Annotated in this window: 14 protein-coding genes; 9 read left to right on the forward strand and 5 right to left on the reverse strand. The window is 42.9% G+C overall.

Annotated features, from left to right (window positions below):
- Nucleotides 1-81 precede the first annotated feature (81 nt).
- Nucleotides 82-372 carry a hypothetical protein gene (locus QTA56_RS15625; RefSeq protein WP_267981919.1) on the reverse strand — a complete coding sequence of 97 codons (291 nt, stop codon included), beginning with the start codon at nt 370-372 and terminating at the stop codon, nt 82-84.
- A gap of 265 nt (nt 373-637) precedes the next feature.
- Here QTA56_RS15625 and QTA56_RS15630 point away from each other — a divergent pair, with 265 nt between their 5' ends.
- The 3 genes from QTA56_RS15630 (at nt 638) to QTA56_RS15640 (ending at nt 2,114) form a co-directional block, all read left to right on the forward strand.
- The gene (locus QTA56_RS15630) at nt 638-862 is read left to right on the forward strand and encodes a flagellar basal body-associated FliL family protein (protein WP_267981920.1); all 225 of its coding nucleotides are present in this window, start codon (nt 638-640) and stop codon (nt 860-862) included.
- Between the two features lie 66 nt (nt 863-928).
- Nucleotides 929-1,783, forward strand: coding sequence for a patatin-like phospholipase family protein (locus QTA56_RS15635; protein WP_267981921.1), 855 nt, complete (start codon nt 929-931; stop codon nt 1,781-1,783).
- Between the two features lie 94 nt (nt 1,784-1,877).
- Nucleotides 1,878-2,114 (forward strand): hypothetical protein, encoded by a 237-nt coding sequence (locus QTA56_RS15640; RefSeq protein WP_267981922.1) that lies wholly within the window; start codon nt 1,878-1,880, stop codon nt 2,112-2,114.
- 76 nt (nt 2,115-2,190) lie between these two features.
- Here the strand turns inward: QTA56_RS15640 and QTA56_RS15645 are convergent, their stop codons facing one another.
- Together QTA56_RS15645 and QTA56_RS15650 are read right to left on the reverse strand one after the other, a co-directional pair.
- Complete coding sequence (locus QTA56_RS15645; RefSeq protein WP_267981923.1) at nt 2,191-2,613, reverse strand: GNAT family N-acetyltransferase; 423 nt, start codon at nt 2,611-2,613, stop codon at nt 2,191-2,193.
- Nucleotides 2,614-2,629: 16 nt separating this feature from the next.
- Nucleotides 2,630-3,907, reverse strand: a complete 1,278-nt coding sequence (locus QTA56_RS15650) for a class I SAM-dependent methyltransferase (RefSeq protein ID WP_267981924.1) — start codon at nt 3,905-3,907, stop codon at nt 2,630-2,632.
- 100 nt (nt 3,908-4,007) lie between these two features.
- Between QTA56_RS15650 and trhA the strand changes: the two genes are divergently transcribed.
- From trhA to QTA56_RS15680, 6 genes are all read left to right on the forward strand, one after another.
- Nucleotides 4,008-4,649, forward strand: a complete 642-nt coding sequence (gene trhA / locus QTA56_RS15655) for a PAQR family membrane homeostasis protein TrhA (protein WP_267981925.1) — start codon at nt 4,008-4,010, stop codon at nt 4,647-4,649.
- Between the two features lie 101 nt (nt 4,650-4,750).
- Complete coding sequence (locus QTA56_RS15660) at nt 4,751-6,061, forward strand: MFS transporter (RefSeq protein ID WP_267981926.1); 1,311 nt, start codon at nt 4,751-4,753, stop codon at nt 6,059-6,061.
- Between the two features lie 160 nt (nt 6,062-6,221).
- On the forward strand, nt 6,222-7,127 hold the full coding sequence (lpxO, locus tag QTA56_RS15665; protein WP_267981927.1) for a lipid A hydroxylase LpxO: 906 nt from the start codon (nt 6,222-6,224) through the stop codon (nt 7,125-7,127).
- Nucleotides 7,128-7,498: 371 nt separating this feature from the next.
- Nucleotides 7,499-9,475, forward strand: coding sequence for a hypothetical protein (locus QTA56_RS15670; RefSeq protein ID WP_267981928.1), 1,977 nt, complete (start codon nt 7,499-7,501; stop codon nt 9,473-9,475).
- A 277-nt stretch (nt 9,476-9,752) separates the two neighbouring features.
- Nucleotides 9,753-10,424: a LuxR C-terminal-related transcriptional regulator gene (locus QTA56_RS15675; protein ID WP_267981929.1), complete on the forward strand. Its 672-nt coding sequence runs from the start codon at nt 9,753-9,755 to the stop codon at nt 10,422-10,424.
- Entirely contained in the window at nt 10,373-12,265 is a 1,893-nt protein-coding gene (locus QTA56_RS15680; protein WP_267981930.1) for a sensor histidine kinase, read from the forward strand. The genes QTA56_RS15675 and QTA56_RS15680 overlap by 52 nt, the downstream gene beginning before the upstream one ends.
- A 40-nt stretch (nt 12,266-12,305) precedes the next feature.
- Here QTA56_RS15680 and QTA56_RS15685 read toward each other — a convergent pair whose 3' ends face one another.
- Both QTA56_RS15685 and secA read right to left on the reverse strand, forming a co-directional pair.
- A complete protein-coding gene (locus QTA56_RS15685; protein ID WP_267981931.1) occupies nt 12,306-12,701 on the reverse strand; it encodes a hypothetical protein in 396 nt (131 codons plus the stop codon).
- 145 nt (nt 12,702-12,846) lie between these two features.
- The gene (gene secA, locus QTA56_RS15690; protein WP_267981932.1) at nt 12,847-15,582 is read right to left on the reverse strand and encodes a preprotein translocase subunit SecA; all 2,736 of its coding nucleotides are present in this window, start codon (nt 15,580-15,582) and stop codon (nt 12,847-12,849) included.
- Nucleotides 15,583-15,762 lie beyond the last annotated feature (180 nt).

Genomic DNA, 15,762 nt, shown 5'->3' on the forward strand with positions numbered 1-15,762 from the left:
CGAACTAAACACTTTGATCCTCCTCCCTCTTATCAAAAAGGGAGGAGGATCAATTTTTATGACTTGCTTCAAACAGGTGAATTAACCTAAAAACCAGACTCTTTGTGGTACAGGTCTTGCCACCGTCGGTTCTGGCTGTTCGACCAAGGGAACAGGTGTTTTAACAATATTGAGAGACTGGGTGAGGTGATTTACATGACCTTGCAACTCCGTATCGTCTATCGTTTTGGCGTAGTCAATCAAATGCTGGGCATATTCCTGATTTTCCACCATATAAAGAACATCGACCACACGGCCAGTGACCCGTCTTAAACGCACATAAAATTGCGTAACAGCTGCAAAAACATCCGTATCAGTTGAATCCAAAATCATTTTTTTCTCCATCATATTCTGTTTTTCATCAATCTTGTTATCACTTTCAAAGTGTACGCCTTACCCCTAATCCTGCTCAGCCTATTATCCACCTTGAAAGAATCTGTCTTCATTGTATTGAATACTATGGTGATTTTAATGATCCAACAGCATAATCCATATTGGACAAAAGTCGATTTTTAGCCTGCCTCTTAACATCTGCACAATGAGTTCCTCATACTTTTATGCTATAACGCTATTTATTTGCGCTCCTTAGGAAAATTCCATGTCTGAAAAACTCTGCCCTGAAACATCTCCTTGGGGTTGGAAAGCCCTGATCATCACCTGTATTTTAAGTTTTATTTTTATGGTGGTTTTCTACCTTGCCATGAATAATGAAGCGGACTATATGCCAATGAACCAGAAGAAAGCAGCAGCCCAGGCTGAAATGTCACAGTCTTCCATGACCACCGAAACAGGCAATACTGAAACACATCAGCACCAGCACTAAAGTGTTATTGTTGCTCATGATGAATCCGTGTTAAACAGGGATTCATCATGATATTCGAGATGTGCAATGCTTCAGCAAAATCGTCAGGCACTGGTCGTTGAAGGTGGTGGAATGCGTGGTGCATTCACCAGCGGTGTTCTGGATGCATTTTTACAGCAACAATTTAATCCCTTTGACCTCTGTGTCGGTGTCTCCTCAGGTTCTACCAATGTTGCCAACTACCTCGCCGCACAACAGGGCCGCACCCTGCAAATCTATCTAGATCACTCACTTCGCCCTGAATTTATCCATTATGGCCGCTTTTTTAAAGGTGGCGACCTGCTCGACTTAAAATGGATGTGGGATGTCGTTGAACAGGAACATCCGCTTAATCAAGAGCGTCTATTCACCAATCATCCCGAGTTTTATATGGTGCTCACCCATGCCATTTCAGGTGAGGCAACCTATATCAAGGCCTCTAAGGACAATATCCTCGATGGATTGAGGGCATCCAGCTCCATTCCTGTACTGACCCGACAGGCGGTTGACATATTTGGTGAACCCTACTTTGATGGTGGTGTTGCAGATGCATTGCCTGTGCACTGGGCAGCACAGCAGCATGAAGTTTGCAAACTGATGGTGCTACGGACACGCCCGCAAAATTATCACAAGGTCAGCAGCAAAGGTGACCAGCTCCTTGCCAGATACCTGTTTAAGCAACAACGTGGCTTTGCCCAAAGCTTATTGACCAGAACTCAACGCTATAACGATTCCGTCAAATTTGTACGCTCACCAGCAAAGCAGAAAATTCTGGAGGTTTGCCCTCCTGATTTAAAGAACATGGCTGGGCGACTCTCCAAGAACAGAGCGAAAATACGTTATAGCTATGATGTAGGTCTGGAAACTGGATTAAAGGCAATTGAGGACTGGTACAAGCTTTAATTCACCATAAACAATTCTGCGTTTTCACTTGGCAACCTACGCTAAAAAGGCGCAGAATCTGGTTTTATTTTTTTGTCTATTTTTGGAATTTGTTATGAGTAATCAGCCATCTCCACAAAAAGATTCAAGTGAAACCGTATTGGGATGGAAGTTTGTCATCATTGTGGGTGTACTCAGCACCATTTTCCTCACTTTTTTCTATTTGGCGATGAGCCAGGAACCTGACTATATGCCAGGTGCGCAACGTAAGGCACAGCAACAAAAAGAACAGGCTCAAAACGCTTCCGCTGCTTCAGAAGTGGCTGAACAATCCCATCAGTACCACGAATGATTGAATTGGGCTAACATGCCTAAACTCAATATCAGAAAATTATAGAGTTTAAGTTCAATCCATTAATCTATAACACTTATTGTATAAGTGGCATCATCATTTCAATATGGGGAATGCCACATTCATCATACGGATCGCCTTGTGTGACAAAACCAAGTTTTTCATAAAATGAAATGGCATGAACCTGTGATGACAGTTTGAGGAATGGACGATGTTGCTGTTGTGCATAGTGAATGATATCCAACATAATCATTCGTCCAATGCCCTGCCCCCGATACTCCTGCATAACTGCCACACGCCCAACACTGTTGTTTTGCAATAGACGCGCTGTGGCTACAGGTTGATCACAATCATAAACCACAAAATGCTGTGAAATTGCATCCTGATCATCCCACTCATCCTGTTCAGGAATATTTTGTTCGACAATAAACACCTGTTCCCGAATCAATCTGGCATCTTGCTGCAATTGATCCCAATCGCCATTTTCAACGCTTAACATACTGATCTCAACACGCCTAACACTTGCAACCCAGATTTTCGACTGGCATTTGATCCTGCAACAACAATTCCAGGCTTTGTTTTTCAATGCCATACATGGCTTTTAACGCCTGAATCTGCTGCATGATTTTTGGGTCAGGCTGTTGAATATCCTTGCGTTTGGTTGCCAGAATCATCTTGTTTTTGCTGGTATGTTCTAAAGAAACGAACTCAAATACTTTGGTTTCATAACCATAGGCCTTGAGTAATAAGGCACGTAAGGTATCGGTCAGCATTTCCGCCTGCTGGCCTGCATGAATCCCAAACTGGAGCATGGGTTTCAATACATCTGGGCTCTTGAGTTGTGGCCTTAATTCTTTATGGCAACACGGCGCACACATAATCATGGAAGCATTGAGACGAATCCCAGTATGAATGGCAAAGTCAGTTGCGATATCACAGGCATGTAGGGCAATCATCACATCCAAGTCACTCGAACGAGGTTCTCGTCTTGCGCTCGGATGAAGCGATGCTTCATTTAATCCTCGCTCATCAGGTTGATAACTGCGTACATCACCCTCAAAAAAATCGAGATGATGAAATCCGACCTGATTAGCCACATTTTGGCAGAACTCCACCAGATTGGAGCGCAGTTCAACGCCAGTAATCAGTGGTGTTTTATGTTGTGCCAACAAATAGTCATACAAGGCAAAAGTTAAATAGCCCTTACCTGAACCAAAATCGACAATGTTCAACTCTTGCTGTGAGGCATCAATCTGTTCATAGGCATTGGAAAAGATTTCAATGAACTTATTAATCTGTTTCCATTTACGCGCCATACTTGGAATGATCTGCCCTTTTTCATCGGTAATGCCTAGATGCTTTAAAAATGGGCTTTGCTGTTGCACATAACGCTGCTTTTCACGATTATGCTGATGTTGTTCCACTTTCGTTGCAGAAGCCTGTTTTTTCTGGATATTGAGCATGGCTTTCTTTTTATTTTTCTTCAGTTGAATATCCTGATTGAGTGTAAATAAATTTGCCTGTTTAGACAGGTTCAATAGCTCAGCAATTTTCTCCAGCCCCTCATTCATTGCATAGTTTTTGGTGATGTCCTGAGTAGTGTGGTGATACAGGCAAGTCAAGGTTGGCTGTCCCTGCAACTCAATCATGCGAAAAGTCATCTTTTCCAAATCTGCCAAATCACCCTTATACTGACTGAGAATCAGCCGTTCAAAGCTTTTATTTTCAATAGATTGCTGGATATCCAAGAAAAACTGCTGTTCCTGTTCAAAAGAAAATTTCGGCGCAAACATAGTGAAAACCTGACAAATGGAAACTAAATTTTAAAGCGTCTTACTTTAAAAGGGAAATTGCATTACGATACAGTTGTATTTTTATTCAGATGAACTGTGAATGGCTTCAACCTCCCCACTCGATTATGATCCCAAAGAAGAACTGATCAATGCCTATAGTCATGGCCTGGGTGCCGTACTGGCATTGATTGCTACCATTTTTCTGATTGTGAAAGGCTATGGTTTACCTTTGGGACAATGGATCAGCTTATGGGTCTATGGTCTGAGTCTGGTGTTATTGCTCAGCAGTTCAATGTTGTATCACTTTGCCCAGGACGAACGTAAACGTTATTGGTATAAAAAGCTCGATCATACTGCCATTTATTATTTAATTGCAGGGACTTACACGCCTTTTCTCAGCATTGCCATTCCAACGGCAAAGGCACACGACTTACTGATTGCCCTCTGGGTCATTGCATTGATTGGAACACTGTTTAAGTTGGTGTTTATTCACCGTTTCCAGAAAGTGTCCCTTGCGGCCTATCTGGTGATGGGGTGGTTGGCGGTTTTGGTCATGGACGATATGCAACGTTATCTTGCGAAAGGCGCAATACAGCTGTTAGTCGCAGGCGGACTCGCCTATACGGTCGGCACATTGTTTTATGCTTTAAAAAAGGTAAGATATACCCACGCAATTTGGCATGTTTTTGTGCTATTAGGGGCAGGTTTACACTTTTTAGCGATCTATTGCTATGTATTATAAGTCCATGCATCGCAGGCAGCTTGCTGGGTAAATTCCGCATTCAAAAGAAATTTTCAGGAAAGGTTTTACTGTTTCCTGAATAAATCACATTAAGGTTTTGTATGTCGTCAAACGCTACGACTGTCACCACTGAAGTGGCCAGTAATTCAAAGGTACGGGTATTATTTGCCAGTCTGGTGGGTACTACGATTGAGTTTTTCGACTTTTATATCTATGCCACAGCGGCAGTCCTGATTTTCCCCCATTTATTTTTCCCAGAAAGCAGTGATGGTGCTGCGGTACTCAAATCACTGGCAACCTTTGCCATCGCCTTTATTGCCCGCCCAATTGGTGCGGCGATTTTTGGACATCTGGGTGATCGAATTGGACGTAAAGCCACACTGGTTGCCGCCCTACTCACCATGGGAATTTCCACTGTCTGTATTGGTCTGCTTCCGACATATGCCCAGATTGGCATTGTTGCCCCATTGCTACTTGCCTTATGCCGTTTAGGACAAGGTTTAGGCTTGGGTGGTGAATGGAGTGGCGCGGTTTTACTTGCCACTGAAAATGCTCCAGAGGGTAAACGTGCATGGTATGGCATGTTCCCACAACTTGGCGCACCGATTGGCTTTATTCTGGCAACAGGTTCATTCCTACTGCTGAATGCCTTTATGTCTGAGCAGGCCTTTATGACATGGGGCTGGCGGATCCCATTTATCTCCAGTGCAATTCTGGTGTTGGTCGGTTTGTATATCCGTTTAAAACTGCATGAAACGCCTGCTTTCCAAAAGGTATTGAATAAGCAGAAAGAGGTCAATGTCCCTTTCAAGGAAGTTATGACCAAGCATTTCCCGATGTTGGTATTGGGCACCATTGCCGCAATCTGTACCTTTGTGGTGTTCTATCTCACCACCGTGTTCGCGTTAAACTGGGGAACCTCCAAGCTGGGTTATGCGCGCGGTGATTTTCTTGGCTTGCAGTTGATCGCCACGCTATGCTTTGCAGCATTTATTCCGCTGTCTGCGATTTTTGCAGAGAAGTTTGGCCGTAAAAATACCTCGATTGCTGTCTGCATACTTTCAGCACTGTTCGGATTATGCTTTGCGCCATTACTAGGTTCAGGCAACCCAATACTGGTGTTCCTGTTCCTCTGTATTGGCCTTTCCATCATGGGACTGACTTATGGCCCGATTGGCACTGTACTTTCTGAGATTTTCCCAACCTCAGTACGCTACACAGGTTCAGCCCTGACATTCAATTTGGCAGGTATTTTCGGTGCGTCTTTTGCCCCTTATATCGCCACCAAACTGGCGGAAAATTATGGTCTGGGTGCCGTTGGTTTATATCTCAGTTTGGCATCCATTCTCTCTTTAATCGCGTTTTTACTGATTCGTGAAACCAAGCATGATGATGTAAACAACCAGATTTAAATCTCATTTTCCAGATGATCCAAAAATAAAAAAACCTGGATCATCTGGAATACCATTTATCGGGCAATACCCAAGCCCTCCCCGTTAAATAGATCACAACATTTTCCAAAATATTTTTTATGGTAAAATTACCGCTTCCATTTTTTTAGACGATTGTGTTATGTACGCAGTGATTATCGTTGCCGTATTTTTGCTCAGCTTCTTATATACCTATTATCGCGGTAAAGAACGCTTAAAAGCCTCTAGACAATTATTTGATCATTCCACGTTTTTGGCACCCGTCAATATGTTTATGACTGGCTTCTCAAAGCTCCCAAACCAACCATTCTTTGATGTGGCACAGTTCCCAGAGCTCAAGCCATTGCAGGATAACTGGCAGGTGATTCGTGAGGAAGCCATTCAGCTCCAAAGCCAGATTAAGGCGGCGGAAAAAAATAATGATGCGGGTTTTAACACATTCTTTAAACGTGGCTGGAAACGTTTCTACTTAAAATGGTATCAGGACAGCCACCCATCGGCGCAGCAACTTTGTCCTAAAACAGTGGCATTACTGGAAAGTATTCCCTCTGTCAAAGCTGCCATGTTTACTGAGCTACCATCAGGAAGTTATTTAGGCAAACACCGCGACCCTTATGCAGGTTCAGTTCGTTATCATTTAGGTTTAGTCACACCAAATAGCGATGATTGCTTCATTGAGGTCGATCAGGAACGTTATAGCTGGAGAGATGGTGAAGCCACCGTTTTTGATGAAACCTATGTGCATTGGGCACATAACCAGACTGATCAAACCCGTATTATCCTGTTCTGTGACATCGAACGTCCGATGAAATGGGGCTGGGCACAACGTTTTAACCACTGGTTTGGACGCAATGTCATGTCTGCGGCAAGCTCGCCAAATGATGATCAGGACAAAACTGGCTTTATCAATCGCATCTTTAAATACGGCTATGCTGTACACCATTATGGTCGTGGCTTAAAGCAACGTAACCGTCGTCTATACTATGTATCTAAATGGCTGCTGTTTGGCATGATTATCGGGCTCATCTTGCTGCCAAGCTTTTTATAAAGGCTGGTCTCATATTTACTTATGCGACACTCAACCTTGAATAAAGATAGATTCCTTATCAAAGGTTGGGTAACAATGGTTGATTCCATTCAAAAATAATAAATTTTATAAATGGGCATCACTTCAATTCTCTTGCGGGGCTGCAAGCTAAATTAGGTGATGTCCTTGCTATGTTCATTATTTAAAAAGTTAGGATTTTCATCTGAAAGCGTAAAAGTAATTAATATAAGTGATATACAAACAGCGCATAATTCTATATATAAACCCGTGTTTCAAGACTCAAAAATACTCAGTATGAGTGATATACATCAAAATAATAATTCTATAATTTACAAATCCTTATAGTGCTATTTACCATAAAGGATGATGACATGAATAGATTTACCCCCCATTTCTTCTCAAAAACAGTGGTGGCAACACTGATTGCCACTTCACTGTCTGCATGTCATCAGGATAACGATGATGATCATAGTCCAACTGTTATAGAACCAGTGAAAACAGTACAAACGCTCAGGGGTGAAATTACACTGGCGATACCATCCACAGATACCCAGTTTAAGGTGTTCAGTGGAACAACCGAAGTTGCCAACAGTAAAAGCTTTAATAACGGCAATTTTTTAGTCGAGACCCTGCCTGTTACAGAACAACAATTAAAGCAGTTACGTATTGAAAGTAAGGCCTGTACTGATACATTAGTGGAACTCAGTTGTGCGATATTATCAACGTCCGTTACACCTAAGCAATTGAATAGCATCATTCAGGTTGATGTTCGTTCTACGCTGGTAGATCGTTTAGTCCAGCAAAAAAACCTGTCTTTGGCTGATGCGGAAAAACGGGTTTCGTATTATTTAATGCTACCTGAAGACTTAAGCTCACAGGACGGCGTTGATCCGAACCTGTTTAATGCAGCCCGTTTTGTCTCAGACCATCTCATCGAAGCCAATAAAGCAGGCATTGGCCTTGATGCCCAAATCAATAAAACGGTTGATCAAATCGCGGCTGATGCCACCTTACAGCATCCCTATAAACCTTTACTTGGGCTGAATCCTTTGGTGAAAGGCATTGGTATCGAGTTGGCAAAAGGTGCTGTTGGTGCGATTGGTGGCGAGCTTATGGGCAAGGCCCTCAGTTTTATGGGGCTGGGAAGTGATTTTGAGGCATCAGAACGCCATAATGAAATCATGGCACAATTGGGTCAGGTGAACCAGAAACTGGATGTGATGAGTAACCAGATCAACCAGATTCAAAGTGGCGTTCAGGAAACTTTACGACAAATCGAAAAAATTGATGTGAAGCTGGAAAGTGCTGCCCAACAGCAACGTATTCAGCAATTACTGACCCAAACCACTGCATTATCAGAATATGTGGAACAGGTTAAAATTATTCTGTTTGATTTACAAAATGCACATCAATTGCCATCTTCATTACAACCTAATGAACGTAAACGACTGAAAACTGCCATTGAAAACCTGATGACCAAGCGTACCCTCGTCTCTTCCACCCTGAATGGAACTGTGGGTAATGCGTCGATGATTGAAAACCTGATCAATGTACAATTTCCACAAAGTTCAGATCTCAATAAAACCGTGTTCTTTGGTCCAAAAGTGATTACCGCCATTCAAAATCATGTTCAATATTATGATGATATCAATACGATGGCATATTATCTCTTTATGGAATATTACAATGCGCTGGATCAGGAAAATAATATCCCTGCACAGGATTGTCCAGATACGCTGTCCTCATCCGTGACCTATAAACGTCAGTGTGTTTTATTCCATGAACTGAAAACAGCCCGTAATAATTATCTGGCACTTGCGCCACAGGCTGAATTGCCGATCTCAGGTATGTTTATCAATGTCTACCAAGGCTATAACAAAAATATTCTGCCTTATGTGATTTATCCTGTAGGTGATTTTAATTACACGAATTTTAACGATAATACAGGAACACCACAGAACGTATTAACCCGATTGACTGGACCAGAATACTTACCCCTTAATCCAACAGCCCGCAATGAAATGCTAAATTTAACCAACTGGATGTATATGGAAAATAGTATTTGGTATGGGTTATTTAGTGATCCTGCGGCTCGTGCTAAAGCTACGGTCAAAGATATGGCGGTAGCCAATGGTGCACCTGCATCCGCATTTGTGACAGCGACGGGTGATTATGCCGTTTGGGTGAATGATCCATCAGGATACCCACACTGGTCACGTCGTTTAAGCACAACAAATGCTGTTGAAAATAACTTTAATAATGCCAAATTTATGGTTCTGGGGCAGTTAAAAAATATCAATGAGGTGGAAAAATACATGGGTAAAGTGATTGCCAATCGCTTTAAATAATGTGAACCAACCTTTAAGAACAGGAAACAATAAACTGTTTTACTCGCTCCAATAAAATGACCGTAATATGATAATTAAATCCTATTGCGGTTTTTTACTGAATCTTTTATGGCGTGTATCGCTATCACTCAAATAAGTGATTTTAACTATAAATATAGGCCTCTGATCATAAAAGTATCATATATAAAACATATGAATCACTTATTTAAGTGATGGTCAATTTATATGGCTGTTCTCTATACTACAGCATAGATTGAAAATCATAGAACAGAAGACAATGTCGCATTTAGAACTGATTTTACCAACACCTGTATTGGTGCTTGAAGATGATCCTGTTATGCAGCGCAGATTGTCCTACTTGCTATTGTCTGTTGGTTATTCACTGGATAGCGTCTTTTTTAGTACCACCATTGCAGATGCCAAAGTGTTGTTTGGACAGCATGAGATTGGTTTTTGTATTGTTGACTTAGGCTTGCCTGATGGACATGGTCGGGAACTGATCCAACATGTGCGTTGTCATGATACTGATATTCCCATTCTTGTCATTTCTGCATGGAATACACAATCCGATATTTTGTCGGCAATTCAGGCAGGCGCAACAGGTTATCTGCTTAAGGAACGTGATGACTTTGAACTGACCCTATTATTACGCAGTATCTTCAAAGGTGGTTCACCGATTGACCCGTTTGTTGCACAGCAGATTTTATCGCAGATCAAGTTGACACCATCAGACCAAGATCCCTTGTCAGAACAGGAACTGTTACTCTCTAGCCGAGAGTTGGAAATTTTGGAGTGGGTGGCAAAAGGACTAACCAATAAAGCGATTGCCAAGCAGATTAACTTGTCTCCTCATACTGTAAATTCCCACATTCAACATATTTATCGGAAACTTGCCGTATGTACCCGAACCGAGGCAATAGATACTGCTCGCTCTTTAAGGCTACTTTAGCGTTTTGTTGTGTTGTTATTATCCTGATCAGTAGCTTCAAAGCTTCTTATGCTTCAACAGACTGTATTGCCGAAATTCGGCATATTCAGGTTGTCCAAGCCACAAGTGAACCCTCTCAATTTCCACAAAAAGGCTGGCAAATGGTTCAGTTACCTGACCATTGGCAGAAACGCTGGAAAAATTATGACGGTCATGTCTGGTATCGAATCAACTGGGATTATCTTTGTCCGACCAACCAGCGTACTTCTATTGCCTTAGCCGTTCATTCCATCAATATGGCAGGGCAAGTTTATCTGAATCAGCAATTACTCTGGCAAGACCAATCCCTGCAAGAACCCCTGTCCCGTAGCTGGAATATGCCCCGTTACTGGGTCTTTCCCGCCGCTGCTTTACATCAAGGACAGAATACAATTTTAATTCGGGTGACAGGTATCGCAGCACAGTCACCTGGCTTGGGGAAAATTTATCTGGGTCAACCTGACTTGGCTTTCCAGCACTATCAACAACAATGGTGGTATCAACGCTTTTCTCATTTGGTTCGGCTGATTTGTTCCATTACACTGGGTATTTTATGCTTTTCCATCTGGATATTACGGCGGCAGGAAACAGCCTTTGGCTGGTTTGCCCTTGCCTGCGCGTTTTGGTCAATATTTACCTATTATCTGCTTAGTACTGACCCTGCCCCTTTTATTCATACCTTTGATGTGGCTCGGGCAAACATCATGTTTTTGCTCTGCTATGTGGTGTGCTTTATTATTTACACATGGCGTTTTTCAGGTAAAAGCTACCCTAAACTTGAAAAGTTTATCTGTTTCAGTGTGGTTATTTTTGCTGTGCTGGTGCTGATCTTGCCAGTCCAACAACAGGATTGGGTATTAAAAATTGTCCTGATTTACACCATATTAGGTTTTATCCTAAATTGCCTCATTTATCCTTATATTGTTTATCACTCTAAACAAATCGAGCAATATTTACTCGCATTATGCCTAGTTCTATATTTACTACTGGGGTTATATAATTTATTTTTATTCTTAAAGCACAGTGAAATAAATTATTTTACAATCATTTATACCACGCCCGTCACCGTCATTTTTATTTCCGTTACACTTGCTATGCGTCTAGTACGTAATATGAAGCTGATTGAAGCATTCAATGAAACACTTGAACAAAAAGTCATAACGGTCAAGGCCGAACTCAATGATTCCCTCAGTACCCAGCATCAGCTTGAATTGACCAATATCAAGCTACAGGAACGAATCAATCTTGCCCATGATCTACATGACAGTTTGGGAGGTGCACTAGTGCGTTCCATCGCCATGATTGATCAAAGCCACAGCAACCTCAGCAATCAACAATTTGTATCTATTTTAAAATTATTACGCGATGATTTAAGGCAGGTGATTGATCATGGTTCAAGTAATGGGGTTAAGGTTCCTGAATCCCCTGTTTTATGGGGTGCGCCCATACGCCATCGTTTTGATCAGTTATTTGAGGAATTAGACATTCATTCTGAATGGTATTTTCCTGAACAATGGGAATTCCAGCCCACGCCATTAGAATGCCTCACTCTTTTAAGAATTGCCGAAGAGGCGCTCACCAATATTATTAAGCATAGTCAGGCAAAAAATGTAGCCATCAAATTATACTTTTCGGGACAACAACTGATTCTAAAAATTGAGGATGATGGAATTGGCTTTGATGTTGATGCAGTTAAACAGTCAGGAATCAGTATTGGTATGCAGAGTATGCACATGAGAATGGAACAGTTGAATGGTCAGTTTAGTATCCACTCTCAATCAGGATACACCTGTTTATCTGCCTGTGTGAGCAGAATTATTTAAAGGGAAGAAACATAGCTTTATATTTCTTCCCTAATCAGGCTTACTGTGCTGGTGTTGCACTGGCGGTTTGCGCTGACATATCTGCCGCCTGAACAGCCGCCTCACCGATCAGGGCAATCTTGGCTTTTTCCTGACTCTTGGCAGACAAAGCAGGATTTGATGCCACGATACGGTTGATATTGGCAGAGTTTGCAGGCGCAATCGCCGCAGTCTGTAAAACGATTGGACGATTGCCTGTATCACCCAAGGTATAACGAATTCCTGTGCGCGGGCTGATAATGGTGGTGACATCACGCTTTACCTGTGCCTCTGCGGTGGTGTTGCCCTGTGCGGCAAGTACCTTGTCCACAGTGGTTGTTTGTGGTGCATCTTCCGCAACTGCAAAACCAGAGACTGCCGCACTTGCCAAAATCAAAAGTTGTAATGTTTTTTTCATTGCTTTCCCGCTTTTAATACACATTCAATCAAGAATAATAATCCCAATAATCTAACTATAAAGTCAGCTGTGACTCAAGTTACTTCTCGTAAAAAAAGCAGGACTTAAGTCCTGCTTTTCATCACAACTAAAAATCAGCCTAAAACTAGATTTTACCGTGACATTGCTTATATTTTAAGCCAGAACCACATGGACATGGTGCGTTACGGCTTTCTGGAACTGCGAACTGGGCATTTGCCAATGAACGGTCTGGTTCTTCAGAAATGGTTACTTCGCCTGTTAAGCCATCAACATCATCATGTTCAAAAGAAAGACGCATTGATTCGGCCTGACGTTGCTGTTGAGCCTCTAACTCAGCCAGTTCTTCAGCGGTTGGAACATGGACACGGGATAAATCCGTCACCACGTCAGACTTGATAATACCCAGCATATTCACAAACAGGTTGAATGCCTCTTTCTTATATTCCTGCTCAGGATTTTTCTGTGCATAGCCACGTAAATGGATACCCTGACGCAAGTAGTCCATCGCCGCCAAGTGGTCTTTCCAGTGACGATCCAGTGAGTTCAACATAAAGTGACGCTCAAGCATCGCCGCTGACTCATCACCCATCTGTTCACGACGCTGACGATAACGACTGATCACTTCATCCGAGATACGCTCAATCAGCCCCTCTTCATCCAGACGACGGTCTTGGTCCAACCACTGCTGAACAGGAAGCTCAATGCCCAAATCGGTACGCAGGGCATTTTCCAAGCCAGCAATGTCCCACTGGTCATGAATCGACTCTGGTGGAATAAAGTTCGCAATCAGGCCTTTCACCACTTCATGGTGCATTTCCTCAATGTAGGCTTGTAGTGTGCTTTCCGCCAGAACCTCATCACGCTGCGAATAGATAATCTTACGCTGTTCATTATTGACATCATCATACTTCAACAGGTTCTTACGAATATCGAAGTTACGTGCCTCAACCTTGCGCTGTGCATTTTCAATTGAACGGCTCACCATCTTGTGCTCAATGGCTTCATTTTCCTGCAGGCCCATTGCACGCATCATGGCAACCACACGGTCACCCGCGAAGATACGCATCAGGTCATCTTCAAGCGACAGATAGAAACGCGAAACACCAGGGTCACCCTGACGGCCCGCACGGCCACGTAGCTGGTTATCAATACGGCGTGATTCATGGCGTTCAGAGCCAATGATGTGCAGACCACCCGATGCCAGAACATCTTCATGGTCTTTTTCCCACTGTGCCTGCAAACGTGCTTCATCTTCAGGGGTTGGGTTTTCAATTTTCGCCAGCTTAGCTTTCCAGTTACCGCCGAGCAAGATATCCGTACCACGACCCGCCATGTTGGTGGCAATGGTCACCGCATTTGGACTACCCGCCTGTGCAATAATATCCGCCTCGCGCTCATGCTGTTTGGCGTTCAATACTTCATGGTGAATCCCAGCCTGCAATAGTTTGGCAGACAGGATTTCACTGGCCTCAATGGTGGCTGTACCAATCAGGATTGGCGCAACACCCTGCTGACGGATATTGGTGATTTCCTCGATAATGGCACTGTATTTACCATTACGGTTTAAATAAATCAGGTCATTGTGGTCTTGGCGAACCATTGGACGGTGGGTTGGAATAATCACCACATCCAGACCATAGATTTCCTTCATTTCCGCTGCTTCAGTATCGGCAGTACCCGTCATCCCTGAAAGCTTTTTATACAGACGGAAATAGTTCTGGAATGTTGTGGTTGCCAGCGTCTGGTTCTCAGGTTGAATTTCCATGTTCTCTTTGGCTTCAACCGCCTGATGCAGACCTTCCGACCAACGACGGCCAGGCATAGTACGACCCGTGCTCTCATCCACAATGATGACTTCTTCTTTTTGTGACTGTGGATTAATGCCAATGATGTAATGCACGTTCTTTTGATAAAGGTAATGTGCACGGATTGCGGCAGTCACATGGTGAACCAGATTCAGGTTTGCTGCTGAATACAGGCTTTCACCTTCGGCCAACAGGCCCATGCGAATCAATTCCTGTTCAACGGTTTCATAACCGATTTCAGTCATTTCAACTGAACGCTGTTTTTCATCGACCCAGAAATGTCCGCCATCAGCCACTTTTTCTTCTTTCTGTGGACGTAGTTGTGGAGGAATACTGTTGATCAACTGGTACAGATGGGAAGAGTCTTCACTCTGCCCTGAAATGATCAACGGCGTACGTGCCTCATCAATCAGGATTGAATCCACTTCATCAATGATGGCATAGCTGAGACCGCGCTGTTTTTTCTCTTGCAGAGAAAACACCATGTTGTCACGAAGATAGTCGAAACCAAATTCGTTGTTGGTTCCATAGGTAATGTCAGAATTATAGGCCTGTGCCTTTTCAGCAGGCATTTGCATGGAGTAAATTACCCCAATGCTTAAACCTAAAAATTCGAATAAAGGACGGTTTAACTCAGCATCACGCTGTGCCAGATAGTCGTTTACGGTAATGACGTGAACACCCTGACCACTCAAGGCATTGAGGTAACAGGCCAGTGTACCCATCAGGGTTTTACCCTCACCCGTACGCATCTCGGCAATTTTACCTTCGTGCAGGGTGATACCACCAATCAACTGCACATCATAATGACGCATGCCCATGACACGCTTTGCCGCCTCACGGCACACTGCAAAGGCTTCAGGCAATAATTTATCTAGACTTTCACCGTTCTGAAAACGTTGTTTGAATTCTGGAGTTTTTGCAGAGAGGTCTGCATCGCCAAGAGCAGATATCGTCGGTTCCAGCGCATTGATTTGTTCAACAATTTTGCGCATGCGTTTGAGTTCACGCTCATTTTTAGTACCGAAGATACCTCCGATCAGACTTGCCAACATGAATAAACTCTCTAATCCTGTTTGTTATAAGGTTTGTCACAAAGATCAACAAACCCTAGGTCGGTTAATTTTTTCTTGGTTGTTATTATGGAGTCAGAAATAAGAACTACAAGTGCTTTGCATCCAAACAGGTAAAAAAATCTGCGAGGCGATTCTGACATGCATAACCAAAGAGCGTTA

The organism is Acinetobacter thutiue (assembly GCF_030385805.1).
GTDB classification, from domain to species: domain Bacteria; phylum Pseudomonadota; class Gammaproteobacteria; order Pseudomonadales; family Moraxellaceae; genus Acinetobacter; species Acinetobacter corruptisaponis.

What these genes read in the sequence shown, in the direction of transcription:
- QTA56_RS15625 (WP_267981919.1), bottom strand. Translation starts at nt 372, where the DNA reads ATGATTTTGGATTCAACTGATACGGATGTTTTTGCAGCTGTTACGCAA.
- QTA56_RS15630 (WP_267981920.1), top strand. Translation starts at nt 638, where the DNA reads ATGTCTGAAAAACTCTGCCCTGAAACATCTCCTTGGGGTTGGAAAGCC.
- QTA56_RS15635 (WP_267981921.1), top strand. Translation starts at nt 929, where the DNA reads ATGCTTCAGCAAAATCGTCAGGCACTGGTCGTTGAAGGTGGTGGAATG.
- QTA56_RS15640 (WP_267981922.1), top strand. Translation starts at nt 1,878, where the DNA reads ATGAGTAATCAGCCATCTCCACAAAAAGATTCAAGTGAAACCGTATTG.
- QTA56_RS15645 (WP_267981923.1), bottom strand. Translation starts at nt 2,613, where the DNA reads ATGTTAAGCGTTGAAAATGGCGATTGGGATCAATTGCAGCAAGATGCC.
- QTA56_RS15650 (WP_267981924.1), bottom strand. Translation starts at nt 3,907, where the DNA reads ATGTTTGCGCCGAAATTTTCTTTTGAACAGGAACAGCAGTTTTTCTTG.
- trhA (WP_267981925.1), top strand. Translation starts at nt 4,008, where the DNA reads ATGGCTTCAACCTCCCCACTCGATTATGATCCCAAAGAAGAACTGATC.
- QTA56_RS15660 (WP_267981926.1), top strand. Translation starts at nt 4,751, where the DNA reads ATGTCGTCAAACGCTACGACTGTCACCACTGAAGTGGCCAGTAATTCA.
- lpxO (WP_267981927.1), top strand. Translation starts at nt 6,222, where the DNA reads ATGTACGCAGTGATTATCGTTGCCGTATTTTTGCTCAGCTTCTTATAT.
- QTA56_RS15670 (WP_267981928.1), top strand. Translation starts at nt 7,499, where the DNA reads ATGAATAGATTTACCCCCCATTTCTTCTCAAAAACAGTGGTGGCAACA.
- QTA56_RS15675 (WP_267981929.1), top strand. Translation starts at nt 9,753, where the DNA reads ATGTCGCATTTAGAACTGATTTTACCAACACCTGTATTGGTGCTTGAA.
- QTA56_RS15680 (WP_267981930.1), top strand. Translation starts at nt 10,373, where the DNA reads ATGTACCCGAACCGAGGCAATAGATACTGCTCGCTCTTTAAGGCTACT.
- QTA56_RS15685 (WP_267981931.1), bottom strand. Translation starts at nt 12,701, where the DNA reads ATGAAAAAAACATTACAACTTTTGATTTTGGCAAGTGCGGCAGTCTCT.
- secA (WP_267981932.1), bottom strand. Translation starts at nt 15,582, where the DNA reads ATGTTGGCAAGTCTGATCGGAGGTATCTTCGGTACTAAAAATGAGCGT.